The organism is Marinobacterium nitratireducens (assembly GCF_014645375.1).
Lineage (GTDB): Bacteria > Pseudomonadota > Gammaproteobacteria > Pseudomonadales > Balneatricaceae > Marinobacterium_A > Marinobacterium_A nitratireducens.
The window spans coordinates 262,396-274,400 of the sequence record NZ_BMLT01000007.1 but is presented as its reverse complement, the minus strand read 5'-3'; the positions used below and the strand labels follow the sequence as shown (position 1 = coordinate 274,400).

General features: G+C 56.2%; 8 protein-coding genes and 1 pseudogene. 4 read left to right on the top strand and 5 right to left on the bottom strand.

Features of this window, described 5'->3' with window-relative positions:
* Nucleotides 1-173 precede the first annotated feature (173 nt).
* The 3 genes from IEX85_RS15270 to IEX85_RS15260 all read left to right on the top strand — a co-directional run bounded on the left by IEX85_RS15270 (nt 174) and on the right by IEX85_RS15260 (nt 3,426).
* Nucleotides 174-923 carry a sulfite exporter TauE/SafE family protein gene (locus IEX85_RS15270; protein WP_188861468.1) on the top strand — a complete coding sequence of 250 codons (750 nt, stop codon included), beginning with the start codon at nt 174-176 and terminating at the stop codon, nt 921-923.
* A gap of 89 nt (nt 924-1,012) precedes the next feature.
* Complete coding sequence (locus IEX85_RS15265; RefSeq protein ID WP_188861467.1) at nt 1,013-1,915, top strand: 2-hydroxy-3-oxopropionate reductase; 903 nt, start codon at nt 1,013-1,015, stop codon at nt 1,913-1,915.
* Between the two features lie 188 nt (nt 1,916-2,103).
* Nucleotides 2,104-3,426, top strand: coding sequence for an NAD(P)/FAD-dependent oxidoreductase (locus tag IEX85_RS15260; RefSeq protein WP_188861466.1), 1,323 nt, complete (start codon nt 2,104-2,106; stop codon nt 3,424-3,426).
* A gap of 120 nt (nt 3,427-3,546) precedes the next feature.
* Here IEX85_RS15260 and IEX85_RS15255 read toward each other — a convergent pair whose 3' ends face one another.
* Nucleotides 3,547-3,783, bottom strand: a complete 237-nt coding sequence (locus tag IEX85_RS15255) for an AbrB/MazE/SpoVT family DNA-binding domain-containing protein (protein WP_229721953.1) — start codon at nt 3,781-3,783, stop codon at nt 3,547-3,549.
* A gap of 422 nt (nt 3,784-4,205) precedes the next feature.
* Between IEX85_RS15255 and IEX85_RS15250 the strand changes: the two are divergent.
* A pseudogene (locus tag IEX85_RS15250) lies at nt 4,206-5,561 on the top strand (IS1182 family transposase).
* Between the two features lie 198 nt (nt 5,562-5,759).
* On the opposite strand, the gene IEX85_RS15245 reads toward IEX85_RS15250, so the two are convergent.
* From IEX85_RS15245 to IEX85_RS15230, 4 genes are all read right to left on the bottom strand, one after another.
* Nucleotides 5,760-6,797 (bottom strand): ABC transporter permease, encoded by a 1,038-nt coding sequence (locus tag IEX85_RS15245; RefSeq protein ID WP_188861465.1) that lies wholly within the window; start codon nt 6,795-6,797, stop codon nt 5,760-5,762.
* 36 nt (nt 6,798-6,833) lie between these two features.
* Entirely contained in the window at nt 6,834-8,381 is a 1,548-nt protein-coding gene (locus IEX85_RS15240; protein ID WP_373290920.1) for a sugar ABC transporter ATP-binding protein, read from the bottom strand.
* Nucleotides 8,382-8,952: 571 nt separating this feature from the next.
* Complete coding sequence (locus IEX85_RS15235; protein WP_188861464.1) at nt 8,953-10,134, bottom strand: Gfo/Idh/MocA family protein; 1,182 nt, start codon at nt 10,132-10,134, stop codon at nt 8,953-8,955.
* Nucleotides 10,135-10,286: 152 nt separating this feature from the next.
* A complete protein-coding gene (locus IEX85_RS15230) occupies nt 10,287-11,786 on the bottom strand; it encodes a CoA-acylating methylmalonate-semialdehyde dehydrogenase (RefSeq protein ID WP_188861463.1) in 1,500 nt (499 codons plus the stop codon).
* Nucleotides 11,787-12,005: the final 219 nt, after the last annotated feature.

Sequence of the window (12,005 nt, the reverse complement as noted above, 5' to 3'; positions counted from 1 at the left end):
GGTCTTCATTGATGATCGTGCGTTGTTCGACGGCGCTACACTGCCCGAAAGGGCCGTGCTGTTGATTCTGAATGGCAGTTGTTGTTCTGCACCTCCCTGGCCGTGCTCCGGCTGGACTTGTGCCACCGGCTCGGCCGGTGGCATTTTTTATTGACTAGGGGGCTGGTACGGTAATGATCCATGATCCGTTTTTCTTCCTTTGTGCAATACCGGCTGTGCTGATATTTGGCATCGCTAAAGGCGGGTTTGGCGGCATCATCGGTATTGTCAGTGTCCCGCTTATGGCGCTTTCGGTCAGCCCGGCACAAGCTGCCGCCATACTGTTGCCGATTCTCTGTGTAATGGATCTGCTGGCAGTATACAAATTCTGGGGGCAATGGCATTCCGAAAATCTGAAGATCATGCTGCCCGGTGCGCTGTTGGGCATTCTGCTGGGCGTTCTCACTTTCAGCTATCTGTCAGAGGCGCATATTCGGCTGCTGATCGGCGCTGTGGCGCTGGCATTTGCCGTACAATACTGGTTCGGCACCGCCAAGCGTAGCGAGGTGGGGCCCAGTCGCGTCAAAGGGAGTGTCTGGTCGATGATAGCCGGTTTCACCAGCTTCGGGATTCATGCAGGCGGTCCGCCGGCAAGCGTCTATCTCATTCCTCAACGACTGCCGCCGACCCTGTTCATAGGAACTTGCAGCCTGCTTTTCGCCGCGATCAATTACGCAAAGCTTGTTCCCTATTATTGGATGGGGCAGCTCAGTGGCGACAATATGCTGACGTCTCTGCTGTTATTGCCACTGGCGCCCTTTGGCATCGGTATCGGCTATTACCTGCACAAGAGGGTCTCTACCCAACTGTTTTATGGAATCTTCAATGTTTTTCTGGTCTTAACAGGTCTGAAATTGCTTCTTGACGGTATTGCCGCGCTGTAGTCAGTGTCCCCGGGTAATATTTCACGAAATGGTTTTGGGCAAAGTCGTCAAGGTTCTGATGGCAGAACTGGCGGAAAATGGAGACGAAATTGATGAAGATCGGACTTATCGGTACCGGTATTATGGGACTGCCGATGGCACAGAATCTGCGCAATGCTGGCCATCAACTGTACGTTTCAACCCATCGCAGTCCCGTGCCGGCGGGCCTCCAGGAGGCTGAAGCCTGTGCCAATCCGGCGGAAGTCGCTCGTGCAGCAGAAATCATTATCCTCATGGTTCCGGATACACCGCAGGTTGAAGCAGTACTGTTCGGTGACAACGGAGTCGCCGAAGGCCTGGAAAACGGAAAGGTGGTGATCGACATGAGCTCCATCTCGCCACTGGCGACCAAGGTATTCGCCAAGCGCATCAACGCGCTGGGTGCCGAATACCTGGACGCCCCTGTCTCCGGGGGAGAAGTGGGAGCCAAGGCCGGAACGCTGTCAATCATGGTGGGTGGCAATGAAGGGGCCTTCGCGCGCGCCAAACCGCTTTTCGAGATCATGGGCAAGAATATTACGCTGGTTGGTGGGAATGGAGACGGTCAGACTGCCAAGGTCGCGAACCAGATCGTCGTAGCACTGAATATTGAGGCAGTGTCCGAGGCATTGCTGTTCGCGTCCAGGGCCGGTGCGGACCCGGAGCGGGTGCGCGAAGCCTTAATGGGCGGGTTCGCGTCGTCCAAGGTCCTCGACGTACACGGCGAGCGCATGGTCAAAGGTACCTTCGATCCGGGCTTTCGCATTGCCCTGCATCAGAAGGATCTGAATCTGGCGCTGAGCGGCGCAAAGGAGCTTGCATTGAACTTGCCCAATACCGCCACTACCCAGCAGATTTTCAGTACCTGTGTGGCATTGGGCGGCGATGGCTGGGATCACTCCGGCATGATCAAGGGGTTGGAGCACATGTCCAACCACTCTATTCGGGATCGGTACAATGAGACTGAAGGCTAACAGCGCCATCCCGTTAAAATAATATCACCCGGACATCTCACAAAGAGACCGTTTAACAGTGGCGAACTCTTTTGGTAAATCGCTGTTGCGACTTCTCTATACCTGTCGTATCGATTTGATCAGCCCAATTTATTACCAACGCTTAGTTTGAGTTCTAAATTTATAAATAATTCTAATTTGGAGTTGACATGACTGATATGAGCTTCTCTGAATCAACTGAAATTCGTAACATCGTTGTTGTTGGAGGTGGTGCCGGTGGCCTCGAGTTAGTTACCAAACTGGGTAGGAAACTTGGAAAAGAAGGAAAGGTGTCGGTAACGTTGGTAGACCGAAACCGTATTCATATTTGGAAGCCATTGTTGCACGAGGTTGCAACAGGAACGCTGGACTCAGGTACTGAAAGTGTGGTCTATCATGCACACGCGGCACGGAATGGCTATAATTTTGAGCTGGGTGAGTTGATCGATGTTAATACTTGCGAAAACCGTATCACCCTTGGACTGATAGTTGATGCGAACGGCAATCAGTTGTTGTCTGAGAGAACGATTGAATATGACACCTTGGTTCTCGCATTGGGAAGCCTGTCCAATGATTTTGGGATCAAGGGTGTCAAGGAAAACTGCTACTTTCTCGACTCCTACCAGCAAGCGGAAAGATTCCAAAATGCTCTGATAAACAAATTTACGGGAATTCACCAGCTCGGGGCGGGGGAACGCCTGCGGATAGCGATTGTAGGAGCAGGCGCCACGGGCGTAGAGCTGGCGGCTGAACTGTACCATGTAACCGATCTACTCAAGTCCCATGGCATGCCGCGCATGTCGCGGGATCAACTGGAAATTACATTGATTGAAGCCGGTTTAAGAGTACTGCCTGCGCTACCCGAACGCATCTCGGTATCCGTTGCGAGCGAACTGGAGAAGCTCGGAGTGAAAATACGAACCTCCGTCATGGTAAGTTCCGCAACTAGGGAGGGGCTTCATACCAATGATGGTGAGCTTTTCGATGCTGACTTGATTGTCTGGGCGGCAGGAGTGAAGGCTCCGGATTTTATCTCAGGAATCGAGGGCCTAACCACTAATCGAAGTAACCAGATTGTGGTAGAGAAAACGCTGCAAGCTAGTGGTTGCAAGAATATATGGGTAATAGGTGACTGTTGCTCTTTTACACAGGAGAATGGAAAGCTTGTTCCGCCGAGGGCACAGGCGGCTCATCAGATGGCTTCGACAGTTTTTACCAATATTATCAGAGCAAGTAATGGGCGTAATCTAAAAGATTATCGATATAAAGATCACGGCTCTCTTGTGAGCCTGAGTCGATTCAGTGCGGTCGGCAATTTAATGGGTAACCTACACAGGAATAGCTTGTTTATCGAAGGTCGTGTGGCAAGGCTTTTCTACGTCTCCCTTTATCGTATGCATCAGTTCTCGATTCACGGATACCTCAGAGGCGTTTTGGTTGTCCTAACCGATCGGATTGCAAAAGTGGTTAGACCAAAAATGAAACTTCACTGACCTCAGTAAAAACATAAAACGACCTTTGACGCCCGCTACTGCGGGCGTTTTGTTGAGGGCTCCTGCGATTGAATTGCAACCATATAATATCACCAGCTTCGGGCACATAGCGCGCCACCATCAAAGGGCTTCCTTACCGACCTCCAGACCGTAATCAACCTCGCTGTGAAGGTTGCTCTCCGTGATACCGGCAACCAGGTCTTCCAGTTTGTAGTCTTCTTCCCAGATCGGTTCGATCACAATCCGGCCGCCCTCTTCACGCACGTCCACAATGGGGTCTATATGCAGTTTGGCTGCATCCATGATTGCTGACGGGATACGCATCGAGGCGCTGTTGTCCCACATTTTCACGGTCACTCGCTTAGCACTTGCCTTCGTTCGAGTGTATCAACAATGTTAATACAATAGGTTGGCGGTGGCGGTGGCGGTGCTGCAACATTGTCGATATCGAAGTGGTGGTGGAACCGCTCGGCTATGGCATCCTGCTTCGCCCTAATTCCTCCATCCATGGAGTCCTGTTGTTCCACGCTACATCGACTTAAGGTGCCGTTTGTTTCGCTCAGAGACACCTACAATTTCCCGCTTCCCGCTTCCCGCTTCCCGCTTCCCGCTTCCCGCTTCCCGCTTCCCGCTTCCCGCTTCCCGCTTCCCGCTTCCCGCTTCGCATTTCACGCTTCACGCTTTACCACTTACTCATAAACGACAAAGGGGCGCCGAGGCGCCCCTCAGACTGCTGACAAAGTCCTCGCCCAGCGGCGGGGACTTCTTATAATGGGGCCATGCTAAAAGACAGAGCCCCTACCCAGTCCGAGTTGGAATTCGTCTGCATCGACGAACTCGTCCCCGCCGATCACTTGTTACGCAAGATCTATAAGACTGTCGATTTCGGCTTCATCCATGAGCTGGTCAAAGACCTCTACTGCAGCGATAACGGTCGGCCGGCGCTCGATCCGACCCTGCTGTTCAAACTGCTGTTTCTCGGCTATCTGTACGGCGTACGCAGCGAACGCCAGCTGATGCGGGATGTGCAGGTCAACGTGGCCTATCGCTGGTTCCTTGGCTTGAACCTCACCGACAAGGTGCCCGACGCTTCAACACTGAGCCAGAATCGGCGCCGACGCTTCAACGAGTCCGAGGTGTACCAGCAGATTTTTGATGAGATTGTCCTGCAGGCGATGCGCAAGAAGCTGGTATCCGGCCAGATACTGTACACCGACTCAACCCACTTGAAGGCCAATGCCAACAAGAACAAGTGGATCAAAGCCCGTGCGGCCAGCTCAAGCCGAGACTATCTGGAGGCATTGGATCAGGCGGTAGAGGAGGATCGCCTGGCCCATGGAAAAAAGCCCTTGCCGCCGCGCTCGAGCGAACCCGAGACGCGGGACATTAAACAGAGCACCACCGACCCTGATAGCGGTTACATGGTGCGTGACGGCAAGCCCAAAGGCTTTTTCTACCTGGATCACCGCACCGTGGACGGGCGTTGTAACATCATCACCGATGTTCACCTGACGCCAGGTATCGTGCATGACAGACTGTCCTACCTGGAACGTCTGGATCGGCAGCAGAAGCGCTTCGGCTTCGACGTGCAGTCGGTGGGCCTCGATGCGGGCTACTTTACCGCAGGCATCTGCAAAGGGCTGGAGGATCGCCAAATCTACGGCGTCATCGGCTAGCGTCGACCGACCCACCGTAAGGGCTACTTTTACAAGCGGGAATACCGTTACGACGCCGAGCAGGATCGTTATACCTGCCCCGAGGGCGCCTTACTGATCTACAAGACCACTGATCGTAACGGCTATCGGCACTACCGCTCAGACCCCGCTCGCTGTTTGCACTGCCCGCAGCGCGAACGCTGTACTGACAACGCGAAAGGCGTAAAAACGCTGATGCGCCATGTCTGGGAAGACAGCAAAGAGCGCATCGGGCAGAACCGCCTGAGCCCAGGAGGGCAGCTCATTTATCAACGCCGCAAGGAAACGGTGGAGCGAAGCTTTGCCGATGCCAAGGAGCTGCACGGTTACCGCTATGGGCGGTTCCGGGGATTGGATCGCATGAAAGCCCAGTGCTTACTGGCGGCTGCCGCGCAGAACATCAAAAAATCGCGCTGCTCACAGCCTGATCTGGCCATGTAGCCTTCACTTCCGCGATTAGGCGCAAGCATTTCGGGGCGCTGCTCCTAAACACCCCAAAGCGCCCGGCGTTTATCCCTTCATCAAGGAAAAGGCGAGACCCAGCAGGGAAAACAAACCCCCCTGATCAACTTGACCGGGGTTTGTCAGTACCCTGAGGGGCGCCGAGGCGCCCCTTTTGTTTTACAGCTATTAACCCGGTCAGGTCTTCTTGCTGCGCTTGGCCTGGCGGTGCTGGTCGACCACCACCGCGGCGACGATGATCGCGCCCTTGATGATGTCCTGGTAGTAGGCATCGACCCGAAGGAAGGTGAAGCCCGAGAGCATCACGCCCAGGATCAGGGCACCGATCACGGTGCCGGTGATCCGACCGCGACCGCCGGACAGCGAGACCCCGCCGATAACGGCTGCGGCGATGGCGTCGAGCTCGTACATCAGGCCCATGCCGGCCTGGGCTGTCTTGATGCGGGCGATGGCGACCATGGCGGCCAGGCCTGCCAAGAGACCTGCGATCACATAGACCTTGATCAGGTGCGTTTCGATGTTGATACCGGAGACGCGGGCCGCCTGCGGGTTGGCGCCGATGGCGTAGGTGAACTTGCCGAAGCGGGTGTAGCGCATCATGACATGGAAGAACGCCGCGACCAGCAGGAAGATGACCACCGGCATCCAGCGGTCCAGACCGTTACCCAGCATCGCGAAGCTTTCGGTGAAACCGGAGACCGGGCTGCCGTCGGTGAACCAGCGGGCGACACCGCGGGCCGAGACCATCATGCCGAGGGTGGCGATGAACGGTGGGATTTTGGTCTTGGTGATGAACCAACCGTTGAGGAAGCCGGCCAGGGCGCCCACGCCAAGACCCACCGCTAGCGGCACGATAAAGGGCAGGTCGGTCAGGGCCGGGAAGATAACCTTGGGCCATTCCGAGTTCTGGGCGAAGGTCGCGGCAATCATGCCGCTCATCGCGACCACCGAGCCTGACGACAGATCGATCCCGCCGGTAATGATGACCTGGGTGACGCCGACGGCGATGATGCCGATGACCGAGACCTGCAGGATGATGATCTGCAGACGGGCCATGTTGCCGAGGAAGCTCTGGTCGACCAGGAACCAGCCCAGTACCTCGAAGAAGGCGGCGATGCCGAACAGGACCAGTAAGATGCCGACTTCCGGCGGCATGCGTTTTTTGGCGCGCAGTTGAGCGCTGGCGGCGGTTGCAGTGGTGGCTGTTGTAGACATAATGACCTCTCAAATATCCTGAAACGGCGTTTGTTGTTATTGGGCGGCCAGATCCATGATCTTCACCTGGTCCGCTTCAGAGCGATCCAGAATGCCGGTGGCGTGACCTTCGTGCATGACGACGATGCGGTCACTCATGCCGAGCACTTCTGGCATTTCCGACGAGATCATAATGACGGCGACGCCCTTATGGGCCAACTGGGTGATCAGGCTGTGGATCTCCGCCTTGGCCCCGACGTCGATGCCGCGGGTGGGCTCGTCCAGAATCAGTATCTTCGGGTTGGTCAGCAGCCAGCGCGCGATCAGCACCTTCTGTTGATTGCCGCCAGACAGGTTTTCGATGCACTCGTGCATGTTGGGGGTTTTGACCCGCAGCTTTTTGCACATCTCGACGCATGCGTCGACGAGCTTGCCCTCGCTGATGAAACCGCTGTTGACGAATTCGTCATGGATCACCGCCACCTGGGCGTTCTCCTGGATATCCAATGGCAGGAAGCAGCCGGTTTCCTTGCGGTCCTCGGTGAGGAAGGCCATGCCCAGCTTGATGGCATCTTGGGGAGTCTGGATGTCCACCGGCTGGCCGTTGATCTCGGTGGTGCCGCTGGTGGCCGGGGTCACGCCGAACAATGCTTCGGCAACATTGGAGCGGCCTGAGCCGACCAGACCCGCGAAGCCGAGAATCTCGCCCTGGCGCAGATCGAAGGAGATGTCATGGAAGACGCCCTCGAGGCTCAGGTTCTTGACCGACATGACGACGTCGCCGAGTTCGACTTCTTCCTTCGGGAACATCTGGGTGATTTCGCGGCCCACCATCATCCGGATGATGTCGTCGCGCGTGACCTCGGAGGAGAGGTGGGTACCGATGTAATGGCCGTCGCGGAACACCGAGAACTCGTCGGCGATCTCGAACAGCTCGTTCATCTTGTGGGTGATATAGACGATACCGATGCCCTTGGCGCGTAGATCGCGGATGATCTCGAACAGATGCGCCACCTCTTTCTCGGTGATCGCCGAGGTCGGCTCGTCCATTATCAGGACATCGGAGTTGAAGGAGACCGCTTTGGCGATCTCGACCATCTGACGGTTGGCGACCGACAGTTCGCTGATTTCGGCCTCCGGATCCAGATGGATGTTGAGACGGTCGAACAGCTCGGCCGTCATGCGGTGCATTTCGGCATGATCGACCAGACCGTATTTGTTCTTCGGTTCGCGGCGGATCCAGATATTCTCGGCGACGGTCATATAGTTCATCAGGAGCAGTTCCTGGTGAATCATGGCGATACCCGCTTCCTGTGCGGCAAGAGGCGTTTCGAGGTGAACGTTTTCGCCCCTGAGCCTTATCTCGCCAGCATCCGGTTGATAAATGCCGGCAATAATCTTCATCAGGGTGGATTTACCGGCACCATTTTCACCCATCAGTGCATGTACTGTACCCGGACGGATCCTCAGCGAGACGTCATCGAGTGCCACCACGCCTGGAAACTCCTTGCGGGCATTCACAACTTCCAGCACATATTCATAGCTTCGAAGTTGAGGCATAGGGCTGCGCGAAGGCAACACGTCCTCTCGAAGTACGTTGTTCATAACGCAACTCCTATTATATTTTTCTTAAAATTGGAGGTCTGAGGTCAGTGTCAAAACTGACTCAAAGGTATTGGTTGCCTCGCAAGAGGCAGAATCCGATAAAGCTCACATTTCCCTGATGTCAGTGTTGGGTATCACCTTACATAACAATCAATATTGCTGTCAATGATAAGATGCAATTAACGTTGCAATACTGTTGTTCCCTGTGTTCTACAGTGATGCCTGATCTACGCAAGTCATTGAAAATAGAAAAGATACCTGGGGAGGCATGGCTTTGTGCCGACGTGTTCGCCCCATGTGGTTGCGTGTGGGCGGACGGGCAGGGGGCTCGGTTTCGGTCAGCGTAGGGGGAGCGGGGGCGTGACGCCGGCAGGACGCGGAGCCACTGGTGACGATGGCCAGGAAACGGCCGTTATTTTAATGACCGCCAAATCATCGGTTCGGTCGGGACCGACCCGACCCACTCGGCGGGAGGAGATATCGAGAGGGAACCATGGGCAGGCATCGCAGCTTCGTGGTTCACATGCCTGTCGTGCTGAAAGCCTTTACAGGAAAAGGCGCTGGCATTTGCCTAATAACAGTTAGTGAACTTTGGCTCGATGTAAACCCACATGCCATTGCCTCGATTAGATTCGATCGCCGCCTCGATGAATCTCACGCCCTGAACACCGTCCTCTATCGGGGGGAAATGGATTAGGGGATTTCGAATATTCTTGATCGTATCGCTAACGGCGTCGGCAAAATCGTTATAGAGGGTGGCGAAGCCTTCTCGGTATCCTTCCGGGTGCCCTACGGGCACACCGGTAGCGCGATTGGCACTTTCGTACAGGCCGGGCCTGCCCTTGGTCAGCAGTTGGGCGGGGTGCCCCAGGCTGCGAAAGAGCAGCTCGTTCGGGTGTTCCTGGTGCCATTCGATACCGCCCTTGCTGCCGAAGACGCGCAGATAGAGCCCATGTTCGGCGCCGGCGGCGGCTTGGGTTACCCAGAAGGAACCGCGGGCACCGTTGGCGTATCGCAGCTGGATACTGGTGAAATCGGTGGCCGAGCGGCCTGGCACCATGGTGCAACTGTCCGCGCTGAGTTGCTCGGGCAGCATGCCCGTGACATAGGAGCATAGGTGGTAACAGTGGGTACCGATATCGGCGACGATCAGATCCTCGCCGGCGATATCCGCACGCATGTGCCAGTTTTTGCCTTGCAGTTCCGCTTCGCTCATTTCCGCCAGGTGGCCCTGAACGTAATTGCACTGGATCATTCTGATTTCGCCCAGCTCGCCCGCTTCCACCATTGCTCGCGCTTGACGGACCATCGGGTAGCCGGAGTAGGCGTAGGCCACGCAAAACTGCAGACCTGATTTTTTTGCGCGAATCTCAAGGCTCTTTGCCTGATGGTAAAGATTGGTCAGCGGTTTTTCGCAGATGACGTGAATACCCTTGTCCAGAGCGAGGCACGCTATTTTGTAATGGCTGTCATTCGGCGTCATGATCGAGATGACATCGATGCCGTCCTCTCGGGTGGCTTCCGACTCTATCATGTCCTCGATGTGCCGATAGCCTCGCGGTATGCCCAATTCGGCGGCGGCAGCGACCGAACGGCCGGGATCCGATGAAAGTACGCAGGCGACGACCTCGTATTGCTCGTTCATCAACGCAGCTCCCCGGTGAATGGATCCGATAAAGGAGCCAGGGCCTCCGCCGACCACGCCGAGTCGCAAACGACGGCCGAGCTTTTTAACGACAGGGTTGGTACTCATAAGGCTGTCTCTTTCCTGCGAACGAATAAACAAGGTTATTAACCCGGCTGTTGACATTCACCGGGTTAATAACCACCGATATATCAAGCTATCGGTGCGGCCAACGGCCGTATAAAGAGCAGACCTTCAAGTCTGCAAGAGCCGTCCTGTGGTCACTGCATCGTCGGCATGACGAAGTCCGCTCCGGCCCGGATGCCGGTGGGCCAGCGCGATGTGATGGTCTTGAGCTTGCTGTAGAAGCGTATGCCCTCGGGCCCATGCATGTGATGGTCGCCGAAGAGCGAGGCTTTCCAGCCGCCGAAGGAGTGGAACGCCATCGGTACCGGAATCGGTACGTTGATGCCAACCATCCCGACCTGGATCTGGTGGGCGAACTCGCGGGCGGCATCGCCATCGCGGGTAAAGATCGCCGTGCCGTTTCCGAACTCGTGCTCGTTGATCCAGCGGGCGGCCGTTTCGTAGGAGTCTGCGCGAGCAACGGCGAGTACCGGCCCGAAAATCTCTTCCCTGTAGATTTTCATATCGGTCGTGACGTGGTCGAACAGGGTGCCGCCGATGAAATAGCCGTTTTCATGCCCTGAAATTTTCAGGTCCCGGCCGTCCACAACCAGTTTCGCGCCTTCCTCGACGCCGGACGCGATATAGCCGCTTACTCGCTCGAGGTGTTCGCGGGTGACCAGCGGACCCATTTCCGATGTGGCATCGGTACCCGGCCCGACGTTGAGTTCCCGAACCTTGGCTTCGAGTTTGGCGACCAGGGCGTTGGCCGTTTCCTCGCCAACCGGAACCGCGACGGAAATTGCCATGCAGCGCTCGCCGGCAGAACCGTAGGCCGCCCCCATCAGCGCATCGACGGCCTGATCGAGATCGGCGTCCGGCATGATGATCATGTGGTTTTTGGCGCCCCCCAGCGCCTGGCAGCGCTTGCCGGTGCGGGCAGCGGTTTCGTAGATGTAACGGGCGATCGGTGTCGAGCCGACGAAGCTTACCGCGGCGATGTCCGGATCGGTCAGCAGGGCATCGACCGATTCCTTGTCGCCCTGGACGACATTGAAAACGCCATCGGGCAGGCCCGCTTCCCTGAGCCACTTGGCGATCAGCAGTGAAGCCGACGGATCCCGCTCCGAGGGTTTCAGAATGAAACAGTTGCCGCACGCCAGCGCGACCGGGAACATCCACATCGGCACCATCACCGGGAAGTTGAACGGGGTGATGCCTGCAACGATTCCGAGCGGTTGCCGCAGTGCATGGCTATCGACCCGCGTGCCAACATTTTCTGTAACCTCGCCCTTTAGCAGTTGCGGCGCGCCCACCGCGAACTCGACCACTTCCATTCCGCGTTGAATTTCGCCTTTTGCGTCGGAGAGTACCTTGCCATGTTCGGCGGTGATGACGGCCGCCAGTTCGTCCATGTGCTCCTCGAGGATGCGCAGAAAACGATTAAGAATGCGGGCACGTCGCAGCGGCGTCGTGCTGGACCAGGCGGGGTAGGCCTGCTTTGCAATCGCCACGACCTCCCGCACTTCGTCGGTACTGGCCAGCGGCACCGTGCCGCTCTGTTCACCGGTTGCGGGATTGAAGACCTGGCTGGTGCGCGCACCGCGTCCCGCTACTTCCTGGCCGTTTATGAAATGGTTGATTGTGCGTGGCATATCAGTACCTCTGTCAAAGTGCCTTTCTATTTATTGAATGCTAAAAAAACCTATAGCAACTAAAATTGCAAGCCAATGAAAATAGAAATTAAAGTTGCAAAAGCGCTTTTGTAATTCTGCCTGTCCGTGTGAGCCGGAGGAACCTTACGCACTTGGCGTCGCTCAGCCCGGATGCTCGCCCTGGTCTATGTGACGATGACTGTACCAGAGGTGTCTTCA